The following is a 25,571-nucleotide window of genomic DNA, read 5'->3' as shown; positions in this document are numbered from 1 at the left end:
AGCAGTGACCTATCAAGATTTATCTACACCATTGCGGACCATTTTAACACCAGGTCCAGTAGAAGTTGATCCTAGAGTATTACGAGTGATGTCCACCCCTATTGTTGGACAATTTGATCCTGCTTTTACGGGGATTATGAATGAAGTAATGGATATGTTACGTGTTTTATTCAAAACGAAAAATCAATGGGCTTTTCCGGTTGATGGAACCTCTCGTTCAGGGATTGAAGCGATGCTTTGCAGTGTGATTAAACCTGGAGATGTTGTGTTAGTTCCTGTGTATGGTCGCTTTGGAAATCTACTTATTGAAATCTGTGAAAGACACGGTGCAACAGTGGAGGTGATTGAACAGGAATGGGGCAAGGTTTTTGACCCAGAAGAGATCATTCAAGCCATGGATCAAGTGAAGCCAGACATTGTAGCACTTGTTCATGCAGAGACTTCTACCGGACGTATGCAATCATTAAAAGAGGTAGGTCAAGCGTGTCGTGAGAACGACATCTTATTCATAGTAGATGCAGTCGCTTCCGTTGGGGGTGTAGATGTACGTGTGGATGAATGGTGTATTGATGGATTAATTGCAGGCACGCAAAAATGTCTATCTGTACCTTCAGGGATGGCACCTCTAACTTATAATGATCGAATTGAAAAACGAATTACGGAACGAAAAAGAGTAGAGCGAGGCATTGCTACAGAGGAAGAACTAAAACAGACGAACGACCAGTTTATCCGAAGCAACTACTTTGATCTATCAATGTTACAAGACTACTGGGGACCTCGTCGTTTGAATCATCACACCGAGGCTACCTCCATGCTATACGCTCTTCGAGAAGGATTACGGCTTGTCTTAGATGAAGGGCTTGAAGAACGATTTACTAGACACAAATTTCACGAAGAGGCACTCGTTTTAGGACTTGAAGCAATGGGGTTAGAACTATTTGGGGATGCTTCAGTTAAGCTTCCAACTGTGACGTGTATCCGTGTTCCAGACGGACTTGATGCAGATACTGTTAGAGGCATGCTCCTTGATCTATTTGGCATTGAAATAGCAAGTTCATTTGGACCGCTTCACGGAAAAATCTGGCGAATTGGGACGATGGGCTACAGCTGTCGAAGAGAAAATATATTAGCTGTGCTTAGTGCACTTGAAGGAGTTCTTCTTCATCACGGCGCTTCGATTCATAAAGGAAAAGCACTAGAAGCAGCAATCAACTATTATGTGAAGGCAAACGAATAGAATTAAAAAAGACAAAAGGACACTGGGTAGTAGTGTCCTTTTGTCTTTTTGATGTGTGTTTCTTGGTAAAGGAGGCACTGCTCTTAGCACGAGTCAGGCTCTTGATAAAGAAGCCGAAGCTCTGGGTATTAGGTGTAGGCACTTGATAAAAAAGCCAAAGCTCTGAGTAATGAGCCCTGGCTCTTGCTAAATTCTAATCGGGCTTGGTTATGCATGGGAATCTCTTGGTATCGCCCTCATTATCTTACTACCACTCGTACTCACCTTGCTTAAATCCGAATTCCCCTTACTAAATCGTCAACATCTCATTAAGACGTTTTAGACAATAAAGGAGCTTTTTCATTCGAGATCGGTGCAATGACTTCTTTTTGTTTTGAAATGGTGAATAACACAACCCATATAAGCACAAAACCGGTAAATTGAGCGGCTGTTACGGATTCTTGAAAAACAAGCCAGTTCACTAACATTCCCGTCATTGGAAAGCTTAACTCTGCAAGAGTAGCTACAGAGGCTTTTGTGTTAGTTAGACCTTTGTAATAAAGCAACATACTGAATAAACCAGGTAAAAGAGCTGATATTAGAAGGTTTACTCCAATTAACGTCATCGCTGTTGAATCCGTAGGCAATGCCCATGCTGCATTTTGGATAAGCATGATGAGCGTAATGAATGGAATAGCTAAAACAAAACGAAGTGACGTAACCGTTTCAAACTTCATCTGTTTAAGTAGATGTCTACCCATCACCGTGGAACCTCCCCAAAGGGCAGCAGCGGCAAGTGAGAGAATACTTCCCATTTGAATGACTTCATCAAAATGACCAAGTGGAAGTGAGAATCCAAAGGTTAAGAAGTAGGTTCCGATTAATGCAACACTGACCAATATGGCAAAGTGCTTAGGGAACAATTCTTTTAAAATAATACGTGCTAATATGATGGCGAAAAGCGGCTGCATTTTTTGTAATAACAAAACAGCGTTAATACTTCCCGCGTATGTTAAAGCTGCTGTAAAAAGTAAGGTTGCAAGTGCTGAACCACCCCACGAGATAAAGAGCAGGGCTCCAATATGACTCTTTTTTAATCCTTTTAACTCACGTCGATTCATCCATAAGATGGGAACTGTTATAAAAGCTAATAGGATATGTTCAATAAAAACAATTTGAGCGGATGTTAATGTATCTAATAACATCACCCGGAATAGAGGATTCACTCCCCAAAACGCGGCACCTATGACAATAAGCCAAAACGTATTTTTAGATCTTAGACCTGTTTGTTCCATTATTCAAACCCCTTTTAGTTTGAATATGGTATCGTTCGTAAAAAATAAAAAAAGATACATGGAGTCCACTTGTTCTGATTAACCCGATAAACATACTCGATTATCGGGACTTGAGCTCAGAAAAAGCATACACAGACATGTATCCTTAAAATAGTTACACCTAAATAAAAGCGAACTATCTTTTTATCTTCTCCCATCCGGACTTTAACCGTCGGCTCTGGAGTCTCACCAGATCAGTCCAAGCTACATATTGCAGCTGGAGTCGCGGGCTTGTTTTAATAAAAACTTTACCGCCGGTCAGGAGTTTCACCTGCCCCGAAGATCCATATTCTTTTTTGAATTTCTAATACCACATATCATAGCCTTTTAATCAGGAATCGTCCAGTAAAAAGATTTGCCATTTTTATAGATGAAAGAATCGGGTATACAGCTTTAGAGAGCGTATGTAGGTGGATAAGATTGGCTACAATATTAGGGGTACGAACGTTCGTATTTTTATGGATAATTGATTTGTTTATGATATACTAAATGAATGTGATCATATGTTCGATTAGGAGGCTGGCTTGTGGAGCAGAGAGAATTTGAACTTGTTTCTAATTATGAGCCTCAGGGGGATCAACCCGAGGCGATTCGTAAGATTGTTGAAGAATTAAATAAAGGTGAAAAGTTTCAGACGTTGCTTGGTGCAACAGGAACTGGTAAGACTTTCACAATGTCTAATGTTATTAAGCAGGTAAATAAGCCGACGTTAATTATGGCTCATAATAAAACACTTGCCGGTCAACTATATAGTGAATTTAAGGAGTATTTTCCGAACAATGCGGTTGAATACTTTGTTAGTTATTACGATTATTATCAGCCGGAAGCATATGTCCCGAGTTCTGATACGTTTATAGAGAAAGATGCCAGTATTAATGATGAGATTGATAAATTAAGACACTCAGCGACAAGCTCATTGTTTGAACGGAATGATGTCATTATTGTGGCGAGTGTTTCGTGTATTTATGGTTTAGGTTCTCCTTCTGAATATCGAGACCTTGTTCTCTCGCTAAGAGTTGGCATGGAGCTTGATCGAAATGAACTACTTCGAAAACTGGTGGACATTCAATATGATCGTAATGATATTAATTTTACGCGTGGAACCTTCCGAGTGAGAGGGGATGTTGTTGAAATTTTTCCGGCATCTCGAGATGAACAGTGTATCCGTGTTGAATTATTCGGAGATGAACTTGAACGAATCACTGAGGTGGACAGTTTAACCGGTGAAGTGAAGGGTGAACGTAATCACGTGGCTATCTTCCCTGCTTCTCACTTTGTGACGCGTGAAGAAAAGTTGAAGCGTGCCATGAAAAACATTGAAGCAGAACTAGAAGTTCAGCTTAAGACAATGCAAGAAGAAGGCAAATTGCTTGAAGCACAGCGATTAGAACAGCGTACGCGTTATGATCTAGAAATGATGGGTGAGATGGGTTTTTGTTCAGGCATTGAGAACTACTCACGTCATTTAACTTTGCGGGAGGCTGGAGCTGTTCCATATACATTAATGGATTTCCTTCCAGAAGATTATTTATTGATCATGGATGAGTCTCATGTGACACTGCCTCAAGTCCGTGGCATGTTTAATGGAGACAGAGCGAGAAAAGAGATCCTGGTTAACCATGGTTTTAGACTTCCTTCAGCGTTAGATAACCGTCCTTTGCGCTTTGAGGAATTTGAAGAAAAAGTGAATCAGGTTGTTTATGTATCGGCAACGCCAGGTCCTTATGAACTGGAGAAAACACCAGATATGGTTCAGCAAATTATTCGTCCTACAGGGCTTCTTGATCCAACGATTGATGTACGTCCGATTGAAGGTCAAATTGATGATATGGTCGGAGAAATTCATGATCGAACAGCTCGGAATGAACGTGTCCTTGTAACAACTCTTACGAAAAAGATGTCCGAGGACTTAACAGACTATCTAAAAGAGCTTGGGATTAAGGTAAGGTATCTTCACTCTGAAATTAAGACTCTTGAGAGAATAGAAATTTTGAGACAGCTTCGATTAGGAACCTTTGATGTATTAGTTGGGATTAACCTTCTTCGTGAAGGGCTAGATATTCCAGAGGTGTCATTAGTAACAATACTTGATGCTGATAAAGAAGGATTTTTACGAGCAGAGCGTTCTCTTATCCAAACAATGGGTCGAGCGGCACGTAATGCCAATGGCCATGTCATTATGTATGCAGATAAGATGACAAAATCGATGGAATTAGCTATAAGTGAAACAAACCGTAGACGTACCATTCAGAAAGCTCATAATGATGAGCATGGTATTACGCCGCAAACGATACAGAAAAAAGTGCCTGAACTTATTCAGGCAACGTATGCAGCAGAAGATAGTGAAGAATATGAAGCGTCCGCAGCTCCAAAAGCTAAGCTTAGTAAAAAGGATAAAGCGGCAATGGTTGAACGCTTAGAAGCCGAAATGAAACAAGCTGCAAAAGACCTTAACTTTGAACGTGCAGCGGAATTAAGAGATATTGTTTTACAAATGAAAGCGGAAGGGTGAGGACATGGCACATGAACACATTGTTGTAAAAGGAGCTCGATCTAATAATTTACAAAATATCGACGTCACCATTCCTAGAGATAAGCTTGTTGTGTTAACAGGACTTTCTGGCTCAGGAAAGTCCTCCTTAGCCTTCGATACTATTTATGCGGAAGGGCAACGTAGGTATGTTGAATCTCTATCGGCCTATGCGCGCCAATTTTTAGGGCAAATGGATAAACCGGATGTTGATTCGATTGATGGGTTGTCTCCGGCAATCTCAATCGATCAGAAAACAACTAGTCGCAATCCAAGGTCAACGGTAGGTACGGTCACGGAAATTTATGACTACCTCCGCTTGCTTTATGCCAGAATGGGTCGTCCATTTTGTCCGGATCATGGGACTGAAATCTCTTCACAGACCATTCAAGAAATGGTAGATCGCTTATTAGCTTTTCCAGAACGGACAAAAATGCAGATCCTAGCACCACTTGTCTCGGGCAGGAAAGGGACACATGTAAAAGTACTTGAAGATCTTAAGAAGCAGGGCTATGTGCGTGCACGTATTAATGGGGAGATGCATGAGGTAGCTGAGGAAATTCAACTTGAAAAGAATAAGAAACACACTATAGAGGCAGTGATCGACCGGGTCGTCATTAAAGATGGTGTAAACAGCCGACTGGCCGACTCATTAGAGACAGCCTTGCAGCTCGCAGATGGTCGTGTACTTGTGGATGTAATTGATGGCGAGGAGATTTTATTTAGCCAGCATTATGCATGTCCGATTTGTGGATTTTCTATTCCGGAGCTTGAGCCTCGACTCTTCTCTTTTAATAGTCCGTATGGAGCTTGCGGTAGTTGTGATGGATTAGGGACTAAGCTTGAGGTCGATTTAGATTTGATCATTCCGGATCATTCTAAGACTTTACGTGAACATGCCATTTCCCCTTGGGAGCCAGTTAGCTCACAATATTACCCACAGCTTTTAGAAGCAGTTTGTGATCACTATGGTATCGATATGGATACACAGGTGAAAAATCTTCCAAGTGCTCAATTGGACAAGATTCTTCATGGTAGTGGCAAAGACAAGATCTTTTTCCATTACGAAAATGAATTTGGTCGTGTACGTGAAGGATCGGTAGAGTTTGAGGGCGTTGTGAAGAACGTATCCAGACGTTATCATGAAACAAGCTCTGATTATATTAGAGAACAAATGGAAGGGTACATGAGACAGAAAGCATGCCCTACCTGCAAAGGTTATCGATTAAAAAAAGAAGCATTAGCAGTTAAAGTAAATGAAAAACATGTTGGAGAAATTACATCCATGTCTGTAAAGGATGCGCAGAAGTTCATCATGAACTTGGATCTTACTTCAAAAGAACGGTCGATAGGTGCTTCAATCTTAAAAGAAATTCATGATCGTGCTGATTTTCTCATTAATGTAGGACTTGATTACTTAACATTTTCTAGAGCAGCCGGAACACTTTCAGGTGGTGAAGCACAGCGCATTAGGTTAGCAACACAGATTGGTTCTTCTTTGATGGGTGTCCTGTACATTCTTGATGAGCCTTCAATCGGTCTTCATCAGCGTGATAATGATCGTTTAATTAAAGCCCTAGAACATATGAGAGATTTAGGTAATACATTAATTGTTGTTGAGCATGATGAAGATACGATGCTTGCCGCGGACTATATCATTGATGTAGGACCGGGAGCTGGTGTACATGGTGGGACGATAACGGCCGCGGGAACACCTAAAGAGATTATGCAGGATGCTAATTCTCTAACAGGGCAGTACTTGTCTGGAGATCGGTTTATTCCAGTCCCAGAGAAACGTAGAGAATTAACCGGTCGTTCTTTCTCAGTGAAAAAAGCATCAGAGAATAACTTGAAAAACGTTAGTGTTACTTTTCCACTGGGTGTCTTTACAGCCGTGACGGGTGTATCTGGCTCCGGAAAAAGTACACTTGTAAATAGCATAGTCCACAAATCTCTTGCTCAGGCAATTCATCGTTCTAAGGATAAGCCAGGTGCGCATAAAGAGGTGGTGGGGATTGAAGAGATTGATAAAGTCATTGATATTGATCAATCGGCGATCGGGAGAACCCCTCGATCCAATCCAGCGACATACACAGGTGTTTTTGACGACATTCGCGATGTATTCGCGATGACAAACGAAGCAAAAATTCGTGGATACAAAAAAGGGCGTTTCAGTTTTAATGTCAAAGGCGGACGGTGTGAAGCATGCCGTGGCGATGGTATTATACGAATTGAAATGCATTTTCTTCCGGATGTTTATGTACCGTGTGAAGTTTGTGATGGGAAACGTTATAATCGTGAGACGTTAGAGATTACGTACAAAGGTAAAACGATTTCTGACGTGCTTGAAATGACGGTTGAGGAAGGACTTGAATTCTTTACTAACATTCCTAAGATCAAACGAAAAGTCCAAACACTTGTTGACGTTGGGCTCGGTTATATTCGTTTAGGTCAGCCTGCTACAACGATATCTGGGGGAGAGGCACAGCGAGTGAAGTTAGCCTCACAGCTTCACAAACGAGCAACGGGTCGTACTCTTTACATTCTTGATGAACCAACGACAGGTCTTCACACGGAAGATATCGGACACTTGTTACATGTGTTGCAACGATTAGTGGAGAATGGGGATACGGTGTTGGTTATTGAACATAATTTAGATGTCATCAAAACCGTAGATCACATTATTGATCTTGGCCCAGAGGGTGGAGACAAAGGTGGCGAAATCGTTGCGGAAGGTACTCCAGAGGAAGTTGCAAAAGTAAAAGGATCTTACACTGGTCAGTACTTATCTCCGATTCTCTCAAGAGATAAGGAGCGTATGCGTCAACGCTTGGAACAAAAAGAATTACAAAAACAATCTTAAATTCCTTGAAACATTTCCTATCTGTTGTACGTATAAACTAGTAAGAATCACAAGGACACCACTAAATGTACATTGAGGAGTGAAAGAATGGAAGAGAAAAAGATGATCCTAAAGATGATTGAAGATGGCAAAGTCACAGCAGAAGAAGGTATTAAGCTACTTCAGGCAATTGAAAAGGATGATTCAACGCCAAGCTCCACTCAACTATCAACAGATGTGAACTGGGAAAAAGGAAATGAAGCTCGAGACGAGAAATCTAAGTCAGATACAGAGACGTATGCAACGAAGTTTACAGATTTCTTTGAGACTGCGTTCAAAAAGATTAAGGATGTTGATTTTGATTTTAACTTTGGCTCGCATGTTGTGGTTGATCACACGTTCCATCATCGCAACGAGACGCCTTCAGTTATTAATGTTGCCTTGGAGAACGGCTCCATTACTCTAGTTCCGTGGGATGAGAGTGACATCCGAGTTGAGTGCCAAGCTTCAGTATATCGAGTGAAGGATTCGGAGGAAGCTAGACGTATTTTCCTTCAGGAGACTGCATTTTCAGTAGAGGATGGTAAGCTAGATTTCCGTTCGAAAATTAAATCACTTAAAATCAAAACAACCATTTATGTGCCTCAATCTAGCTTTGATCGTGTGAAGTTATATAGCTTTAATGGGGAGATTACAGCAGCTGATCTTAAGGCGGATACACTTGAAGTTAATACACTAAATGGTGCATTAACGTTTACAGGTGTTCATGCAAAGAAAGCGAATGTTGAAACGGTAAATGGTAGTATTCATCTTAAAGAGTCCAACATTCATTTAGTAGATGCAAAAACATTAAATGGGGCTGTTTATGTGAGCGGCAAAGTACAGGATGCAGATATTGAGGCAATCAACGGAACGTTAACGTATGAACTGTCATCTTTAGATGAGGCTGGCTTTGCAGAATTAAAAACAACAACGGGAACCATTCATGTGAAGGTTGCTCCAGACATTCGACTTGAAGGTAAGTTTAAGACAAATGTTGGAGGGTTCTCTAACGAAATGAAAGATCATGAAGTGTTGGAGGAGAAAAAAGATTTCGCTAATAGATTGCTGCATTTTGTGGGCAATTCCTCTTCCTCACCGAGAGTCAAAGTAAGTGCTGTTTCAAATACTGGTTCAATTAAAGCAAAAGATTTAGTATAAGCTTTGTACGATCTGTCAGCATACTAGCTGACAGATCGCTCTATATAAAAAGAGGGTGATAAGATGAAGAAATTATATAGATCTCAACATGATCGTAAAGTAGCTGGCGTGTGCGGTGGCTTAGCCGAACACTTTAATCTGGATCCATCCCTAGTCCGCATCCTGTTTGCGATAGTAGCTATTTTGGGATCAGGTATTCCATTTATCGTCTATATTGTGATGGCGTTTGTTGTCCCGAATGAAGAGGACGTGTATTAATGATTAAGTTTGTAGTCAGTTTGATTTTAAATGCATTTGTTTTATTGCTTCTAGAATATTTATTTGAAGGTGTATCCGTATCTGGATATGGTGCTGCCTTTGTTGCCAGCTTTATCTTAGCCATCTTAAATGTGACGGTTCGCCCGATTCTCATTGTCTTAACTTTGCCAGCTACGATTTTAACATTGGGTTTATTTTTGCTTGTTATTAATGCTGTTACGTTGTATTTGGCTTCTTGGTTTATGGGAAGTGCATTTATGATTAGTGGTTTTGGAGTAGCATTAATTTCTTCCATCATCTTGACCATTTTTCAAACAGTGCTGATCAATCCAATTAAATCTAGTCGCTCTTAGTGGCTAAAACGTGGGATACACTAGCTTCGATAGTGTATCCCTTTTCATTGAGTGCAACTAAATTAACAGGAGCATGAATCTTTTTTGAAAAAACGTGCTAAAATGGGGAAGTACATAGCTAAAGAATGAAGCTTGCTAGAGGAGTTGGACAAGATGGCAAAAGTAACAGCGAATGATCTGTTAGAGAAGTTTCAATTTGAATTAGTAGCAGGTGAGGAAGGAATTTATCGTCCTATTACAACAAGTGATATTTCTCGCCCGGGCATAGAAATGGCTGGATTTTTTACGTACTATCCAGCACGAAGACTACAATTAATCGGACGCACAGAGCTTTCTTTTTTTAAACAGTTAAGTGAGCAAGAAAAAAAAGAACGAATGCTAAAATTATGTACATACGATACACCAGGCGTTATTTTATCAAGAGGATTAGAGGCACCTAAAGAATTGATTGAGGCTGCTGAAGAAGTTGGAGTACCTGTATTACGATCGACACACACTACCACGCAGTTGAGTAGTCGCCTGACGAATTTTCTAGAAGGACGACTTGCCCCACTGACAGCGATGCATGGCGTGTTGGTTGATATTTATGGTATTGGGGTTCTGATTACAGGAAGCAGTGGCGTCGGTAAAAGTGAAACGGCGTTAGATTTGGTACGCCGTGGGCATCGATTAGTCGCGGATGATTCAGTAGAAATTAGGCAGCAAAACGAGGACACACTTGTTGGTCACCCTCCTGAGCTGATTCGTCATTTGCTTGAGATACGAGGACTAGGTATTATTAATGTGATGACACTATTTGGTGCTGGAGCGGTTCGTCCATTTAAACGAATAAGCTTGTGTATTAACTTAGAAAACTGGGATCAAGGAAAAGCGTATGATCGTTTGGGTTTAGACGAAGAAACGCTCAAAATCTTTGATGCAGAAATCCCTAAGCTAACAGTTCCAGTTCGACCAGGTCGAAACTTAGCTGTTATTATTGAAGTTGCTGCGATGAACTTCCGTTTAAAACGATTAGGATTTAATGCCGCTCAAGAGTTTTCTGAACGATTAACAGAAGTTATCCAAGACGGAGACCGAGACGAGTATTAATGGAACAAGATAAGATGGTAGAAAAATGAGGTGTTTTTATGGATGATACGATACAAGCTTTAGATCGAGTGATGATCGAATTAGGGCCGATTACAATCTATTGGTATGGGGCCATTATTGGATTGGGTGTACTGCTAGGATACTTACTAGCGTCAAGAGAAAGTAAAAAAAGAGGATTACCTAAAGATATATTTGCAGATCTTTTATTGTTTGCATTGCCGATTGCGATTATTTCCGCGCGTATTTATTACGTGATTTTTAGATGGGATCAATTTGCTGATGACCCGATTCGAGTGTTTTACATATGGGAAGGCGGCATTGCGATTCACGGTGCGCTAATAGGTTCTGTCATAACGGCTATTATTTTTGCGAAGAAACGTGGCATTTCTTTCTGGAAGCTTGCCGATGTTGCAGCTCCGAGTATCCTATTGGGACAAGCAATCGGACGCTGGGGTAACTTTATGAATCAAGAGGTTTATGGTAGTGAGGTAACACGTGAATTTTTAGAGGGGCTTCAACTTCCAACGTTTATTATTGATCAAATGTACATTCAAGGCACGTATTATCATCCGACCTTTTTGTATGAATCCATATTAAGCTTCCTAGGAGTTGTGCTTTTATTATGGCTACGCCGTGTGAACTTGCGTGAAGGAGAGCTGTTCTTAGGATATGTGATTTGGTATTCGGTCGCTCGATTCTTCATTGAAGGAATTAGACTTGATTACCTATTGATAGGTGATGTGCTTCGCGTGGCTCAATTGCTATCTGCTGTATTAGTTTTGGGTGCCATAGCGCTTATTTTCTATCGTCGGGTGAAAGTGAATCCTCCTGGGTATCTAGATACCGATGTAGTAACAAAAAAGAAGAAGAAGTAGAGAGGGAGCTAGTATGAATAAAACAACTCTGCTATTTGATTTAGATGGCACGTTAATTAATACAAACGAGCTTATTATCGCTTCGTTTTTACACACCTTGGAACAGTATCGCCCAAATGAATACACTCGCGAAACAGTTCTACCGTTTATCGGTCCACCATTACAAGATACGTTTCAATCAATTGATGCGGATCATTGGGAAGAGATGGTTGAGGTATATAGGAAGCATAACCATCAACATCACGATGAACTAGTGACAGACTATCCTGGTGTGTATGACGGGATAAAACGCCTGCATACGTTAGGTTTTAAGCTGGCAATTGTCACAACAAAGAAGAATCAAACAGCACAAATGGGTTTAAAACTCAAAGGGCTTGATGAATTCTTTGATGTAGTGATTGGATTGGATGATGTATCTCGTGCTAAGCCTGACCCAGAGCCGATTCATAAGGCGTTAGAGGCTCTAGGTTCTAAGGCTGAAGAAGCAGTCATGGTGGGAGATAACTCACATGATATCTTAGCAGGAATCAATGCGGGCGTAACAACAGCCGCAGTGGGTTGGGCTATTAAAGGTGAAGAATACCTTCGTTCCTATAACCCTGATTATGTCCTACAGACAATGGATGATTTACTTGAAATTGTTGGAGTGACACAGTCTTGAGTCGGCAAACGGAACGATACCCAGTTCCGTCGGCAAACTCTTTATGGCATATCTACAAGACCGTACCTTTTTGGAAAGTCATACGTAACTTTACGGTTATCCAACTTGCCCGATATACACCCTGGCTTCGTTTGAAGAACCGCCTGTATCGACATGGACTTGGTATGAAGATAGGTGATGAAACGGCAGTAGCCTTAATGGTTATGATGGACATCATGTTTCCTGAACGGATCAAGATTGGTCGAAACAGTGTGATTGGCTACAACACCACGTTATTAGCTCACGAATATTTAATTAAGGAATATCGACTTGGCGATATTGTCATTGGTGATGAAGTGATGATCGGAGCTAACACAACGATTCTTCCGGGTGTGACGATTGGTGATGGCGCTATCGTATCAGCCTGCACACTTGTTCATCGCGACGTCGAACCCTACACATTTGTTGGGGGAAACCCGATGCAGGTAATCAAACAACTGCCTAAACCTGAATAAATCAACTAAGCAAGCGAAACGGACGAGTGTCCGGGTCGCTTGTTTTTTTGTTTTGAAGAAAGGGAGAGGGGGAGCGTGGGGAAAGGTGCGAGTGCGCGAAAAAGGAGTGGAGATGCGCGAAAAAGCTGAGAATGCGCGAAAATGAAGAAGAAATGCGCGGGAAATTCGGAGAACGCGCAAAAACGGATCAAAGGTGCGCTAAAAACCTCAAAATGCTCAAAAATGAAGCAAAACCGCGCGATAAATCCTAAAATGCGCAAAATTCCACCCCCACTGCCTTTTAAGAGTACAGTCGCAAATAAAGGGTATCAGGCTTAACATCAAGAAGTAATAAATAAGGAAAGGTCTGTGCTCTTAAGGGGGAATGGGAATGGTTCTGACGATGCGGGATGTGGTGGATTTAGAGATTATGGAGCCTTCAGTTGTTAAGACAGCTGCGACAAGTTTAGATGAACGGGTTGTGGAGTGGGTATCGATTACAGAAGCACCGGTTGAAAATTTTGTTCGGAAAAATGAGATGGTGTTAACGACGGGGATTGGTTATGCTCAGTCGCCTCAAGATTTTCATGAGTTTGTGAGAGATGTGATCCATTCAGGAGCTTCCGGTTTAGGGGTGGCTACGGGTAAATATATTGTTGAGTTGTGTGATCGGTGTGTGGATTTGGCTGAGGAGTATGATTTTCCAATCGTTTTTCTGCCATGGGAAATTCGTTTTGCGGATGTGACTCAATCGATTACGCAGAAAATTACTGACTTAAAGCAAGGGTATATTCATGAACTGCAGGTTATTCAACAGGAGCTTCTTTCTTTAATGCTTGAAGGCGCAACACTTTCGCAGCTCGCTAGTCATGTGGCTGATCAACTTCATCAGCCCATTTATCTGACGGATAAAAAAGGTGAGGTCAAAGGGTCAAGTGAAGTGGATTCTAACGAACATAGCAGATGGGCAACAATTTTTAAAGAAGAAGCAAACGGGCTAGCGCATTCTCTAGAAGAGCAGATTCACCCACTGCTGACAAAAGTTGAAATGGGGACATGTCAGGCAGGATCGTTTCTGCGTCTACCAATTACGCAATCAGGTAATAATAGTCAAGGATATGTCTATGTCATTTTAGATAAGGATCAGTCTACGGTGCCAGCAGCGGTGTTCATTGTGTTAGAGCATACAGTGACAGCGGCTGCGTTTTGGTTCTTACGGGAGAATGCGGTACTTGAAGCTGAAGCAAAGGTAAAGGATCACTTTGTGTGGGAGCTGGCAAAAGATCAATTTCATTCACATGACGAAATGCTGATTCGTGCACGCACACTTGGATACAATCTTGAGCTACCTTATGTTTCCATTGTAGGCTACCCTGATGAACTGAAGCAGATGTTTCAAGCGGAGCTGTCATCTGCGTCTCAAGATGACTGGTTACGAAGTATGGCTCATTATATTGAAGAAGAGGTTCTTCATGTTGCAAAATCTATTAAGCGTAAAGCCTTGGCTACCTTTCAAGTTAATCAGGTTATTATCTTTTTAGAAGTGACGGAGGAAGCTGAACGAGAGACCGTGCATAGTTTTCTTGATCTGATGAATCGACGTTTAATGAATCTTTTACCGAGTGTGGATATGTTCTGGGGGATCGGCGATGGGGCGGAGACGACCTTTTCCTTCAGTCGTAGCTTTGAACAGGCCAATCAAGCGTTACACATTGGTAAAAGAAGAAAAGACCTTTCACGCAGAGTCTTTTATTCAGATACACGCGTCGATCGAGTGTTAAAAGCGATGGGAGAATACCCGGAATTGCGAGAAGTAGTGACGGACATCATTACCCCACTTTATCAATATGACAAGCAGCGGAACATGGATTTGATTGGTACCTTTACGACTTATCATCGAAACCAAAGTAAGGTGAGTCAAACAGCTCGCGTCTTACATCTACATCGGCAATCGCTTTTGTATAGGTTGAGAAAAATTGAATCCTTGACCCAATTATCGTTGGCTAATCCAGATGACGTATTCTTACTTGAATTAAGTATTCGTATTTGGCATTTACAGTTGGTAGAAAAAGGGTAAGTTTAATTCTGTGAAGTGGACATGTAATAGGTCCACTTCTTTTTTGCATTGTTAGATTTTCTAATACAAATCACCAAATCTACACTTGAAATCGTTTGCAGAGTCGTCTTTTTGCTAGATTGACTACAATTAGGCTGATATTTTCTTACACTTTATTCATTGAACAAAGCATGTCTCATTGCATATACTTTAAATATTCAAACAATTAAATAAACCCGTTTCATACGCTTTGGGATTTTAAAAGGAGGAATCATGATGCTTTCATTCACAATGGAAGAATACCAAGAGAGAATCAGGAAAACAAAACAAAGGATGGAGGCATCAGGTATTGATGTTCTTCTTTTGAGTGATCCAGCTAATATGAATTATATTTCTGGATATGATGGGTGGTCCTTTTATGTTCATCAAATGGTTGTGGTCATTATTGATGAGGATCAACCCCTATGGATTGGCCGTTCTCAAGATGCAAATGGGGCAAAACAAACAGCCTGGCTGCATCATGATCATATCATTCCGTACCCAGATGATTATGTTCAATCTTTGACAAAACATCCGATGGATTTTGCGGCACAGATTTTAACAGAGATTGGTCAAAGTCATCGAGTGATTGGTGTTGAAATGGATCAGTATTATTTCACTGCCGCGTGTTATGAGCATTTAAAACGGCATTTGCCTCATGCTCAATTTAAGGACGCAACCAATTTAGTGAACTATGTTCGCTTGATCAAATCAGATCAAGAAGTTGAATATATGAAAAGAGCAGCATTAATTGTTGAGCGTGCCATGCAAGCAGGTATTGATGCTGTTCAGGCTGGAGTTCGAGAGTGTGATGTAGCGGCTACAATCTTTCAGGCTCAAATCTCAGGAACGGAGGCATATGGTGGTGATTATCCGGCTATCGTTCCGCTCATGCCTTCGGGGATAAAAACGGCTACACCGCATTTAACGTGGACAGATGGAACGTATAAACAAGGTGAAACGGTTATTTTAGAAATAGCGGGCTGTTATAAACGCTATCACAGTCCATTGGCTCGAACATTAGTTGTAGGGCAGCCGACCTCGCAAATTGCCGACCTCTCAAACATTGTGATTGAGGGTTTAAATGAGACCCTGCAATTTGTAAAGCCTGGTGTGACATGTGAAGAGGTCGAGGCTGTCTGGAGAGCAAGTATTGCAAAACATGGCCTTGAAAAGGAATCAAGACTTGGTTATTCCATGGGTCTGAATTACCCCCCTGATTGGGGTGAGCATACTGCTAGTCTTAGAAAAGGAGACAAGACGGTCATTCAAGAGAATATGACTTTCCATGTTATTCCTGGTATGTGGTTTGAAAGCTTTGGCGTTGAATTGAGTGAATCCATTCGAGTGACTAAAAATGGATGTGAGACCCTCGCGAATTTTCCAAGAGAGCTCTTTACGAAACATCCAAACATTCACTCTGCATCGTAGTAGAAAAGAAGAAGGCTCCAGATCGAGCCTTCTTTAGCATGTTGATGTTCTAAAAAAGAAGGGAGAGGTTTATATGAGTAAATTCGATCAAGCTAGATTAGGGACAAAAGCTGTTTGGGGAGGGGAAAAGGAGTATCTGGTGCACGGAGCGACTCAGGTACCAGTCATTCCAAGTGTTGCGTTTGGGTATGATGATATGGATGAATGGTATGACGTGGCGATTGGTAAGAAGAAGGGCCATATCTATGGACGTAACACTAATCCTACAGTGCAGGCATTTGAAGATAAGGTAAAAGTACTTGAAGGTGCTGCGGCTGGTACTAGCTTTTCAACAGGGATGGCCGCGGTCAGTAATACGCTATATACATTTTTATTTCCTGGAGACAAGGTCGTCACCATTAAAGATACGTATGGAGGAACGAATAAGCTATTCACCGAATTTTTGCATAAGCTCCAAATTGAAGTTGTATTCTGTGAAACAGGTAATCAGAAACAAATTGAAGAGGAAGTCAAAAAAGGGTGTAAGATGTTATATCTAGAAACACCTACAAATCCAACTGTAAAAATTACAGACATTAAACAAACGGCTGCAGCAGCAAAAGCTGTAGGTGCTTTAGTGGTAGTGGATAATACATTTGCTACTCCTGTGAATCAGAATCCGCTTGAATTAGGGGCTGATTTAGTTATTCATAGTGCAACCAAGTTTCTAGGTGGGCACGCAGATGCACTTGGAGGAGTTGTGGTTGGTAACGATGAATCGTTAGTGGAAGCGATCTATCATTATCGAGAAATTAATGGGGCAACCATGGATCCGTGGGCTGCTTACTTGCTATTGCGAGGAATGAAAACATTAGATCTCAGAGTGAAACGACAGGCTGAAAATGCGATGAAACTGGCCCAGTTCCTGCAAACGTCTGATTTAGTCGAAGGTGTCTTTTATCCTGGTTTATCAACGCATCCGAATCATGATATCGCAAAAGAGCAGATGAAGGGGTTTGGCGGGATGTTAAGTTTTTCTGTAAAAGGTGGTGTGGATACGGTACGTGACCTTTTACCAAAACTACAATTTGCTAACCGAGCAGCCAATCTTGGTTCTGTTGAGACGACAGTAGGTCCTGCCAGAACAACGAGCCATGTAGAATGTACACCGGAAGAAAGAGCAGCGATGGGTATTCCAGAAGGACTTATTCGAGTTTCATGTGGAATCGAAGACGCGGAAGATATTTTGGCTGACTTTGAACAGGCGCTTAAAGCGGTTGGTTATCCCGTACAGGCCTAATTATGAAGCATCCTATTGTTGCTCAGGCAGAAGCGTTAGCAGATAAGATAAGTGGGTGGCGGCGTCATATGCATAAGCACCCTGAATTAAGTTTTCAAGAAAAAGAAACAGGAGAATATGTATCCTCGATATTAAAAGGAATCTCAGGATTAGAGGTGCAAACCCATATGGCAGGTTATGGGGTGGTGGGACGTTTCTCAACAGGAGAAGGTCCCACCATTGCTTTACGAGCTGATATGGATGCTCTGCCGATTCAAGAGGAAAATGAGCATGAATACGCCTCTTTACATAACGGTGTGATGCATGCCTGTGGACACGATGCGCATACAGCTATTCTTCTTGGAGCCGTTCATCTTATCACGGATCAGCTACGACAAAGCAAGTGGCGTGGAACGATTCTTTTTCTCTTTCAACCAGCAGAAGAAACGATCGATGATTCAGGGCGGTCAGGTGCTGTCTATATGATTGAAGAAGGCGTTTTAGAGAATGTGGATGCTGTTCTTGCTTTGCACATGTGTCCTTGGCTTGCTGTTGGCGAGATGCAAGTACATGATGGGGCCAGTATGGCGAGTGTAGATGTTTTTAAGGGTACGATTGAAGGGACAGGGGGGCACGGGGCCTACCCTCATTTTGGTACAGATCCGATTTGGATCATGAATCATGTGTTAACTAATCTCTATAGCCTCATCAACCGCCGGATCTCGGCGCTTGATCCTGCAGTCATAAGTGTTGGTAAAATCGAGGCTGGGCAAGCCAGTAACATTATCCCAAGCAAAGTAACGATAGAAGGCACGATACGGGCCTATCAAGAGCAAACACGCGATGCCTTGCACTCTCATGTTGAGGACGCGTTTGCTTTGGCTACTCCACTCGGAGGTCAAGGTGAATGCACGATCATTCGAGGCGAACCTTCCTTATATAATCATCCTTCTATAAACCAAACATTAATACAGACCGTGCACTCTCTTTATCCTCAGATGAAAGTCATTCATGCACCATTTGGTATGGGCGGAGAAGACTTTTCATATATGACACAGAAGACAAAAGGTTCGATGTTCTTTCTCGGGTGCGCGATGCCAGATGGTGTGGTTCGTGATTTGCATACACCAATCTTTGATATTGATGAAGAGTGTCTACCTATAGGAGCAGCAATTTTAACTGACTATGTGATTCAATTCCTGAAAATTAGTTGAAAGAACCCGGTGAGGAAATTTTATCGGGTTTTTCGTTGTGAGTTTAGGGATGTAAGAGGTTTGAAGAGCAAGTTAAAAGGAATAAGTAAAACCAGTATCTACATAAGGTCTCATCAACAAAATCATAGATGGAAATGGTTGACGCTTAGATAAGAGCCATGTAAACTACTATTAAATCCTTTACTTCGCTATTGATTTAGCGAACTAAAGCAAAACGATATGATATAATGAGCTTAAAAATTGAGTAGATAACTGTAGTGGGGTGCAGAGATTAATGTCAAAGTTATTCATGTTTGAGAAGCCACTAGGCATGAGAGATACATTGCCAGAGTTATATGAAACCAAAAAACGTTTAAGAACAGAAATGGCAGATGAGATGAAGCAATGGGGATACCAAATGGTGGAGACCCCAACGGTTGAATATTACGATACAATCGGTGCATCATCAGCAATTTTAGACCAGCAATTGTTTAAGTTGATGGACAGTCAAGGCTATACTCTTGTGCTGCGTCCTGATATGACGGCACCAATTGCACGACTCGTTTCTTCTAGTTTGAAAGATGCCGCTTATCCAATTCGCCTTAGCTATCACTCTAACTTATTTCGGGCACAACAGCATGATGGTGGGCGTCCAGCAGAGTTCGAGCAGGTGGGAGCTGAGCTGATTGGTGATGGAACAGTTAGTGCAGATGCAGAAACGATTGCATTGATGATTGAGTCACTTAAACGAACAGGGCTTGAGCAGTTCAAATTAGCGATTGGCCATGTAGGCTTTGTGGATGCGCTACTTGTTGATATTGTTGGAAATAAAGAGCGTGCAGAAGCACTTAGACGTTATTTATATGAAAAGAATTATGTGGGTTTTCGTTCTCACGTTAAGGGATTAAAACTCTCATCTATTGATAAAAAACGATTGGAAGGTCTACTAAAGCTTCGTGGGGGTCGTGACTTATTCAACGATGCAGAAAAACTGGTTGAATCAGAGCAAGGCCAAGCCGCACTAAGAGAATTACGCGAGCTATGGGCTGTACTAGAGGATTATGGCTTATCGTCCTTTATTACAATCGATTTAAATCTAGTTCTTCATATGAGCTACTATACAGGTACGGTTTTTGAAGTGTATAGTCAGGAGCTTGGTGTGCCGCTTGGAAGCGGGGGGCGTTATGATGAACTATTACAGCAGTTTAAGCGACCGGCTCAAGCGATAGGATTTGGTGTAAGGCTTGACCTATTAGCAGAAGCCATTGGGCAATCCGCACCAATTGAAAAACGAACGTGTGTAATGTTCAGTCGTGAACGTCGTGCCGAGGCGATACAGAATGCCCGTGATCTAAGAGCAGAAGGAGAAATTGTCATCCTGCAGGATCTGGCAGGCGTAACGAATGTGGATCAAATGAGTGAGGAATACGACGAGATTATTTATGTGATAGGCAAGTCAAAGCAGGGAGGTCCAGCTGATGAATAATCAATTAACAATTGCGATGCCAAAGGGACGTATCTTTGAAGAAGCCGTAAATCTTTTGCGTCGAGCAGGATATAACCTCCCTGATGAATTTGATGATTCGAGAAAGTTAATTATAGAGGTGCCAGAAGAAGAGCTTAGATTTATCCTTGCGAAACCGATGGATGTGCCAACCTATGTCGAGCATGGCGTAGCGGATGTTGGTGTGGCTGGTAAGGATGTCATGCTTGAAGAAGAACGAGATGTCTATGAGGTATTAGATCTAAAAATTAGTGAATGTTATATGGCTGTAGCTGGTTTACCTGGATATCAAAAAAAAGATATCAACCCTAAGGTCGCATCTAAATACCCTAATCTCGCTGCTCACTATTTTAAGAAGCAGGGAGAACAGGTTGAAATTATAAAGTTAAACGGGTCAATTGAGCTTGCGCCTTTAATTGGTTTAGCTGATCGTATTGTTGATATTGTCTCCTCGGGTCAAACGTTAAAGGAAAATGGATTGGTTGAACTAGAGACCATTGAGCCAATTACATCACGCTTTATTGTAAACCCTGTGAGCTATCGGATGAAGGCAGAACGTATTGATAAGATGGTTGAGCGGTTGTTTGACGTGGTTGAGGAGGAGTAAGTATGCGAATTGTGAAAGTAGACGAAGCCTTTACTATTAAGCGGACAGTAGAAGCGGGTAAAGAAAAAGAACAACAAATTGTTGACGGCATCATTAAACAGGTTCGTGAGCAAGGAGACGAAGCGTTGTTTGCGTTAACGCGTGATTTAGACGGTGCTGACCTGACTCAATTAAAAGTGAAACAGTCAGAACTAGATCAAGCGTATCAGCAGGTTGAACCGAACGTGATTGCTGCCATTCGTGAAGCGATCGAACGAATTCGCGATTTTCATCAAAGGCAGGTTACGCAATCTTGGATGACAACACATTCAGATGGTGTGATGCTTGGACAAAAGGTAACACCACTTGATCGTGTCGGAGTGTATGTACCTGGAGGAAAGGCGGCATATCCATCAAGCATTATCATGAATGTTGTCCCAGCGCAGGTGGCCGGTGTATCTGAGATTGCGATGGTGTCTCCATCACAGAAAAATGGACAACTACCAGCAGGGGTGCTTGTGACAGCACACGAGCTGGGTATCAAAGAGATCTATAAAATTGGTGGCGCACAGGCCGTTGCCGCTTTAGCATATGGAACAGAAACCATAGCGCCTGTTGATAAAATAACTGGACCTGGAAACATATTTGTGGCTTTAGCCAAACGCGCTGTGTATGGTGTGGTTGATATTGATATGATTGCTGGACCAAGTGACATTACGGTTCTAGCTGATGAGACAGCTATACCTTCTCATGTTGCGGCAGATCTGTTGTCTCAGGCTGAGCATGATGAACTAGCAACAGCTGTATTAGTGACTGATTCAAAAACCCTTGCAGACGCTGTGTCTGAGCAAGTTGAAACTCAATTAAAAACATTACCTAAAGAAGACATTGCCCGAACATCGATTGAAAACCAAGGGGTTATTTATCTTACGGAAAACTTAGTGCAGTCAATCCGTACGGTTAACCAGCTGGCCCCAGAGCATTTGGAAATCATTGTAGAGAATCCAATGGAACAGCTAGGCAAAATTCGCCATGCTGGCGCCATTTTCTTAGGACCTTATACGACGGAACCAGTTGGCGATTATTTTGCTGGCCCCAATCATGTGTTACCGACAGAGGGGACAGCTCGTTTCTCGAGTCCATTAAGTGTGGATGATTTTGTGAAAAAATCGAGTGTCTTGTCTTATTCAAAAGAAGCCCTTATTGCTCAAGCTGATGCGATTACAACACTCGCTCGCTTAGAAGGATTAGAAGCACATGCACGTGCGGTTGAGATACGTTTAGGAGATGATTCGGATGAGTGAAGAAAAACGATATGCAGAGATTGAACGTAACACAGGTGAAACGCAAATTAAACTATCACTTGATATAGATGGAGAAGGGTCTACTGTGCTTGATACGGGCGTACCATTTATGAATCATATGCTCGATTTGTTTGCCAAACATGGACAGTTTAACTTATCAGTTCAAGCAAACGGAGATACAGACGTGGATGATCACCATACCACGGAGGACATCGGAATATGTCTCGGACAAGTGGTGAAGGATGCACTGGGTTCAAAAAAAGGAATTAAGCGATACGGAAATTCCTTTATTCCAATGGATGAAACATTAGCACAGGTTGTTGTAGATCTTAGTAATCGACCTCACTTAGAGTTTAGAGCAGAATTTCCATCTGAGAAGGTAGGTACATTTGATACAGAGCTTGTACACGAATTCCTTTGGAAGTTTGCATTGGAAGCACGAATGAACCTACATGTAATTGTGCATTACGGCCACAACACACATCATATGATTGAAGCGGTTTTCAAAGCGTTGGCACGAGCGCTGGATGAAGCGACACTGATTGATCCACGTGTAAAAGGAGTACCGTCGTCGAAAGGGATGTTATAGATGATTGGAATTGTTGATTATGGCATGGGTAATCTACACAGTGTCAGCAAAGCGATGGAGCGTATAGGCTTACCTTATGTTATTTCAGAGGATCTAGAGGTGCTTAAAACGACAGATGGCTTATTACTTCCTGGAGTTGGTGCGTTCCCTGATGCAATGGATATTCTGAATACAACAGGAAAAGCTGAGTTCCTACGCCAATGGGTAGCAGATGGAAAACCACTCATGGGCATTTGTCTTGGCATGCAGCTTTTATTTGAAGAAAGTGAAGAGCATCGCCAAACAAAAGGACTTGGCTTGCTACCAGGTAAAGTGGTTAAATTTCAAGGTCAATCGGCAGACGGAACACCATATAAGGTTCCACACATGGGCTGGAATCAACTTCACTTTCATCAACAACATCCACTCCTAAACGATGTAGAGCAGGGGTATGTATACTTTGTCCATTCCTATGTGGTTCAAACAGAGGATACACAGATTTTATTAGCTACTTCTGATTACCATCAAGACGTACCGGCAGTTGTTGGTAGAGGCTCTGTTGTAGGGACGCAATTTCATCCAGAAAAAAGCAGTGTCGTAGGCATGGATTTGCTTGCGAACTTTGGTCAATTGGTGGAGAAAGGAGTGAAGCTTCATGACTGAATCGATTATCTATCCAGCGATTGATATGAGAGATGGAAAATGTGTTCGACTTGTGCAAGGGGATTATAATCAGGAAACGGTATATGGAGACTCTCCATTTCATATGGCAAAGACCTTTGTTGATGCTGGAGCTGAATGGATTCATATGGTTGACTTAGATGGAGCAAAAGCAAAAAAACGTGTGAATCATGAACATGTGATTCGTGTCGCTAAAGAGCTTGACGCTAAGGTACAAATTGGTGGTGGCATCCGGTCAGTTGAAGACGTTGCGTATTACCTTGATCACGGTGTGGACCGTGTAATCCTTGGAAGTGTTGCCGTTCAAAACCCAGCCTTTACAAAAGAAATGCTTGCTACATATGGTGGAGAGCGAATTGTGATCGGCATTGATGCACGGAACGGGTATGTTGCTACTGAAGGTTGGCTAGAAACCTCCGAAGTTAAAGCGGAAGACTTGGCTCGTGAAATGGTTCGTTTTGGAGCCGAAATTTTTATTTTTACAGACATCGCTCGTGATGGCATGTTATCCGGTCCTAATACGGAAGCGATTGAAGCACTTGCCATTGCTAGTGGTGCGAAGGTCATTGCCTCAGGTGGGGTTAGTTCACTTGAAGACTTAGATGAATTAGCTGCTAGGAAATCATCTGGTATCGCTGGAGCAATTGTAGGGAAAGCCCTTTACACAAATCAATTCACTCTTAAAGAAGCCTTGCAGAGGAAGGTGTAATGATATGCTGACCAAACGCATTATTCCGTGTTTAGACGTCAAGGAAGGGCGTGTTGTAAAAGGCATTCAATTCGTTGGATTGCGAGATGCTGGAGATCCTATTGAACTGGCTGCTTTTTATGATGGACAAGGCGCAGATGAGCTCGTTTTTTTAGATATCTCTGCTTCTCATGAAGGACATGAGACGATGATTGAGGTGGTAGAAGAAGTGGCTGGTAAGCTAGCCATTCCATTTACTGTTGGTGGTGGGATTCGTACACTTGAAGATATGAAACGTGTTCTTCGTGCCGGGGCAGACAAAGTATCGCTGAACACAGCTGCTGTGCTTCGACCAGAGTTAATCAAGGAAGGTGCAGACTTCTTTGGAGCGCAATGCATGGTTGTTGCCATTGATGCCAAATATGATGAGGAGCTTGGTTCTTGGCGTGTTTATACACACGGTGGGAGAAAAGCAACCGAATGGGAAGTAGCTGACTGGGCAAAACACGCTGTATCTCTGGGAGCAGGAGAAATTCTCTTAACGAGTATGGATCAGGATGGAGCGAAAACAGGTTTTGATGTACCATTACTTAAAAAAGTAGGAGACGCTGTTTCCGTTCCTGTTATCGCTTCTGGTGGTGCCGGAAACCAAGAGCATTTTCTTGAAGCATTTAACGAAGCTGGAGCGGACGCAGCGCTTGCAGCCTCCATTTTTCACTATAAAGAAACATCTGTGGCTGAAGTAAAGAGTTATCTAAAAGGGGAAGGACTGTCTATTCGATGAATCTAGAATCCGTGAAATTTGATGATCGTGGCCTTGTGCCAGCAATCGTTCAGGACGCAGCAAGCAAAGAAGTCTTAACTCTTGCCTACATGAACCTAGAATCACTAACAAAATCAATCGAGACAAAACAGACCTGGTTTTACAGTCGTTCAAGACAAGAGCTCTGGCATAAAGGTGAAACATCAGGAAATACACAGGCCATTCAAGATATCCGCTATGACTGTGATCAGGACGCCTTACTAGTTTTAGTCGTTCCAGAAGGACCAGCTTGCCATAAAGGAAGCTACACCTGTTTCTCTGACTCTTTACTAGATCAGAAGGTAGAACCGGATGACACAAGCTCTGTTGCCATTCTTACTGAACTCGAGCGATTGATTGCGGAACGTGAAGCGGAGATGCCAGAAGGAGCTTATACTACTTACCTATTTGAAAAAGGGGTAGATAAAATTCTGAAGAAAGTTGGCGAGGAAGCTTCAGAAGTTATTATTGCAGCCAAAAACCGTGATCGTGAAGAACTAACTAACGAATCAGCCGATCTTTTGTATCATCTGTTTGTGTTACTTCGTGAGCAGAAGGTTTCATTTAGTGAGGTAACAGATATTCTAAAAGCAAGACATGAATAGAAGAATGCAAAAAGACAACCCCAAC

23 protein-coding genes and 1 riboswitch are annotated in these 25,571 nt (G+C 42.0%); of the genes, 22 read left to right on the top strand and 1 reads right to left on the bottom strand.

Going from position 1 to position 25,571, the window contains the following annotated elements; translation table 11 throughout:
- The first annotated feature begins 4 nt into the window (after positions 1–4).
- Complete coding sequence (locus J2S05_RS07530) at positions 5–1,237, top strand: pyridoxal-phosphate-dependent aminotransferase family protein (protein ID WP_306981465.1); 1,233 nt, start codon at positions 5–7, stop codon at positions 1,235–1,237.
- A gap of 308 nt (positions 1,238–1,545) precedes the next feature.
- Here the strand turns inward: J2S05_RS07530 and J2S05_RS07525 are convergent, their stop codons facing one another.
- Complete coding sequence (locus J2S05_RS07525; RefSeq protein ID WP_306981463.1) at positions 1,546–2,511, bottom strand: DMT family transporter; 966 nt, start codon at positions 2,509–2,511, stop codon at positions 1,546–1,548.
- Positions 2,512–2,692: 181 nt separating this feature from the next.
- Positions 2,693–2,838: riboswitch (FMN riboswitch) on the bottom strand.
- A 238-nt stretch (positions 2,839–3,076) separates the two neighbouring features.
- Here J2S05_RS07525 and uvrB point away from each other — a divergent pair.
- From uvrB to hisIE, 21 genes are all read left to right on the top strand, one after another.
- Positions 3,077–5,062 carry an excinuclease ABC subunit UvrB gene (gene uvrB, locus J2S05_RS07520; RefSeq protein WP_306981461.1) on the top strand — a complete coding sequence of 662 codons (1,986 nt, stop codon included), beginning with the start codon at positions 3,077–3,079 and terminating at the stop codon, positions 5,060–5,062.
- 4 nt (positions 5,063–5,066) lie between these two features.
- Positions 5,067–7,943 carry an excinuclease ABC subunit UvrA gene (gene uvrA / locus J2S05_RS07515; protein WP_306981459.1) on the top strand — a complete coding sequence of 959 codons (2,877 nt, stop codon included), beginning with the start codon at positions 5,067–5,069 and terminating at the stop codon, positions 7,941–7,943.
- An 87-nt stretch (positions 7,944–8,030) separates the two neighbouring features.
- Entirely contained in the window at positions 8,031–9,122 is a 1,092-nt protein-coding gene (locus tag J2S05_RS07510; protein ID WP_306981457.1) for a DUF4097 family beta strand repeat-containing protein, read from the top strand.
- 63 nt (positions 9,123–9,185) lie between these two features.
- Entirely contained in the window at positions 9,186–9,380 is a 195-nt protein-coding gene (locus J2S05_RS07505; RefSeq protein WP_306981455.1) for a PspC domain-containing protein, read from the top strand.
- Positions 9,380–9,733 (top strand): phage holin family protein, encoded by a 354-nt coding sequence (locus J2S05_RS07500; RefSeq protein WP_306981454.1) that lies wholly within the window; start codon positions 9,380–9,382, stop codon positions 9,731–9,733. Before J2S05_RS07505 ends, J2S05_RS07500 begins: the two co-directional genes overlap by 1 nt.
- A gap of 153 nt (positions 9,734–9,886) precedes the next feature.
- Positions 9,887–10,822: an HPr(Ser) kinase/phosphatase gene (hprK, locus tag J2S05_RS07495; protein ID WP_306981452.1), complete on the top strand. Its 936-nt coding sequence runs from the start codon at positions 9,887–9,889 to the stop codon at positions 10,820–10,822.
- A 38-nt stretch (positions 10,823–10,860) separates the two neighbouring features.
- The gene (gene lgt, locus J2S05_RS07490) at positions 10,861–11,697 is read left to right on the top strand and encodes a prolipoprotein diacylglyceryl transferase (RefSeq protein WP_306981450.1); all 837 of its coding nucleotides are present in this window, start codon (positions 10,861–10,863) and stop codon (positions 11,695–11,697) included.
- A gap of 13 nt (positions 11,698–11,710) precedes the next feature.
- Complete coding sequence (ppaX, locus tag J2S05_RS07485; RefSeq protein ID WP_306981448.1) at positions 11,711–12,358, top strand: pyrophosphatase PpaX; 648 nt, start codon at positions 11,711–11,713, stop codon at positions 12,356–12,358.
- Positions 12,355–12,852, top strand: a complete 498-nt coding sequence (locus tag J2S05_RS07480) for an acyltransferase (RefSeq protein WP_306981446.1) — start codon at positions 12,355–12,357, stop codon at positions 12,850–12,852. The genes ppaX and J2S05_RS07480 overlap by 4 nt, the downstream gene beginning before the upstream one ends.
- A gap of 370 nt (positions 12,853–13,222) precedes the next feature.
- Entirely contained in the window at positions 13,223–14,908 is a 1,686-nt protein-coding gene (locus J2S05_RS07475; protein ID WP_306981444.1) for a PucR family transcriptional regulator, read from the top strand.
- A gap of 255 nt (positions 14,909–15,163) precedes the next feature.
- A complete protein-coding gene (locus J2S05_RS07470) occupies positions 15,164–16,357 on the top strand; it encodes a M24 family metallopeptidase (RefSeq protein ID WP_306981443.1) in 1,194 nt (397 codons plus the stop codon).
- A gap of 73 nt (positions 16,358–16,430) precedes the next feature.
- Entirely contained in the window at positions 16,431–17,636 is a 1,206-nt protein-coding gene (locus J2S05_RS07465) for a cystathionine gamma-synthase family protein (RefSeq protein WP_306981441.1), read from the top strand.
- Between the two features lie 2 nt (positions 17,637–17,638).
- A complete protein-coding gene (locus J2S05_RS07460; RefSeq protein WP_306981439.1) occupies positions 17,639–18,829 on the top strand; it encodes a M20 metallopeptidase family protein in 1,191 nt (396 codons plus the stop codon).
- Between the two features lie 274 nt (positions 18,830–19,103).
- Positions 19,104–20,294: an ATP phosphoribosyltransferase regulatory subunit gene (locus J2S05_RS07455; protein WP_306981438.1), complete on the top strand. Its 1,191-nt coding sequence runs from the start codon at positions 19,104–19,106 to the stop codon at positions 20,292–20,294.
- Positions 20,287–20,919 (top strand): ATP phosphoribosyltransferase, encoded by a 633-nt coding sequence (hisG, locus tag J2S05_RS07450; RefSeq protein WP_306981436.1) that lies wholly within the window; start codon positions 20,287–20,289, stop codon positions 20,917–20,919. The genes J2S05_RS07455 and hisG overlap by 8 nt, the downstream gene beginning before the upstream one ends.
- A gap of 2 nt (positions 20,920–20,921) precedes the next feature.
- Positions 20,922–22,202, top strand: coding sequence for a histidinol dehydrogenase (gene hisD, locus J2S05_RS07445; RefSeq protein ID WP_306981434.1), 1,281 nt, complete (start codon positions 20,922–20,924; stop codon positions 22,200–22,202).
- A complete protein-coding gene (gene hisB / locus J2S05_RS07440; RefSeq protein ID WP_306981432.1) occupies positions 22,195–22,791 on the top strand; it encodes an imidazoleglycerol-phosphate dehydratase HisB in 597 nt (198 codons plus the stop codon). Before hisD ends, hisB begins: the two co-directional genes overlap by 8 nt.
- On the top strand, positions 22,792–23,433 hold the full coding sequence (gene hisH, locus J2S05_RS07435; protein WP_306981430.1) for an imidazole glycerol phosphate synthase subunit HisH: 642 nt from the start codon (positions 22,792–22,794) through the stop codon (positions 23,431–23,433).
- On the top strand, positions 23,426–24,160 hold the full coding sequence (hisA, locus tag J2S05_RS07430; RefSeq protein WP_306981428.1) for a 1-(5-phosphoribosyl)-5-[(5-phosphoribosylamino)methylideneamino]imidazole-4-carboxamide isomerase: 735 nt from the start codon (positions 23,426–23,428) through the stop codon (positions 24,158–24,160). Before hisH ends, hisA begins: the two co-directional genes overlap by 8 nt.
- Positions 24,161–24,164: 4 nt before the next feature.
- Positions 24,165–24,923 carry an imidazole glycerol phosphate synthase subunit HisF gene (gene hisF, locus J2S05_RS07425; RefSeq protein WP_306981426.1) on the top strand — a complete coding sequence of 253 codons (759 nt, stop codon included), beginning with the start codon at positions 24,165–24,167 and terminating at the stop codon, positions 24,921–24,923.
- The gene (gene hisIE, locus J2S05_RS07420) at positions 24,920–25,546 is read left to right on the top strand and encodes a bifunctional phosphoribosyl-AMP cyclohydrolase/phosphoribosyl-ATP diphosphatase HisIE (RefSeq protein ID WP_306981424.1); all 627 of its coding nucleotides are present in this window, start codon (positions 24,920–24,922) and stop codon (positions 25,544–25,546) included. The genes hisF and hisIE overlap by 4 nt, the downstream gene beginning before the upstream one ends.
- The last annotated feature ends 25 nt before the right edge of the window (positions 25,547–25,571 follow it).

The organism is Alkalicoccobacillus murimartini (assembly GCF_030813245.1).
GTDB lineage: Bacteria > Bacillota > Bacilli > Bacillales > Bacillaceae_D > Alkalicoccobacillus > Alkalicoccobacillus murimartini.
This window is presented reverse-complemented; position numbering and strand designations above follow the sequence as displayed.

Coding starts and splice junctions, on each gene's coding strand:
- J2S05_RS07525 (WP_306981463.1), bottom strand. CDS start 2,511: ATGGAACAAACAGGTCTAAGATCTAAAAATACGTTTTGGCTTATTGTC.
- uvrA (WP_306981459.1), top strand. CDS start 5,067: ATGGCACATGAACACATTGTTGTAAAAGGAGCTCGATCTAATAATTTA.
- J2S05_RS07510 (WP_306981457.1), top strand. CDS start 8,031: ATGGAAGAGAAAAAGATGATCCTAAAGATGATTGAAGATGGCAAAGTC.
- J2S05_RS07505 (WP_306981455.1), top strand. CDS start 9,186: ATGAAGAAATTATATAGATCTCAACATGATCGTAAAGTAGCTGGCGTG.
- J2S05_RS07500 (WP_306981454.1), top strand. CDS start 9,380: ATGATTAAGTTTGTAGTCAGTTTGATTTTAAATGCATTTGTTTTATTG.
- hprK (WP_306981452.1), top strand. CDS start 9,887: ATGGCAAAAGTAACAGCGAATGATCTGTTAGAGAAGTTTCAATTTGAA.
- lgt (WP_306981450.1), top strand. CDS start 10,861: ATGGATGATACGATACAAGCTTTAGATCGAGTGATGATCGAATTAGGG.
- ppaX (WP_306981448.1), top strand. CDS start 11,711: ATGAATAAAACAACTCTGCTATTTGATTTAGATGGCACGTTAATTAAT.
- J2S05_RS07475 (WP_306981444.1), top strand. CDS start 13,223: ATGGTTCTGACGATGCGGGATGTGGTGGATTTAGAGATTATGGAGCCT.
- J2S05_RS07470 (WP_306981443.1), top strand. CDS start 15,164: ATGCTTTCATTCACAATGGAAGAATACCAAGAGAGAATCAGGAAAACA.
- J2S05_RS07465 (WP_306981441.1), top strand. CDS start 16,431: ATGAGTAAATTCGATCAAGCTAGATTAGGGACAAAAGCTGTTTGGGGA.
- J2S05_RS07460 (WP_306981439.1), top strand. CDS start 17,639: ATGAAGCATCCTATTGTTGCTCAGGCAGAAGCGTTAGCAGATAAGATA.
- J2S05_RS07455 (WP_306981438.1), top strand. CDS start 19,104: ATGTCAAAGTTATTCATGTTTGAGAAGCCACTAGGCATGAGAGATACA.
- hisG (WP_306981436.1), top strand. CDS start 20,287: ATGAATAATCAATTAACAATTGCGATGCCAAAGGGACGTATCTTTGAA.
- hisD (WP_306981434.1), top strand. CDS start 20,922: ATGCGAATTGTGAAAGTAGACGAAGCCTTTACTATTAAGCGGACAGTA.
- hisB (WP_306981432.1), top strand. CDS start 22,195: ATGAGTGAAGAAAAACGATATGCAGAGATTGAACGTAACACAGGTGAA.
- hisH (WP_306981430.1), top strand. CDS start 22,792: ATGATTGGAATTGTTGATTATGGCATGGGTAATCTACACAGTGTCAGC.
- hisA (WP_306981428.1), top strand. CDS start 23,426: ATGACTGAATCGATTATCTATCCAGCGATTGATATGAGAGATGGAAAA.
- hisF (WP_306981426.1), top strand. CDS start 24,165: ATGCTGACCAAACGCATTATTCCGTGTTTAGACGTCAAGGAAGGGCGT.
- hisIE (WP_306981424.1), top strand. CDS start 24,920: ATGAATCTAGAATCCGTGAAATTTGATGATCGTGGCCTTGTGCCAGCA.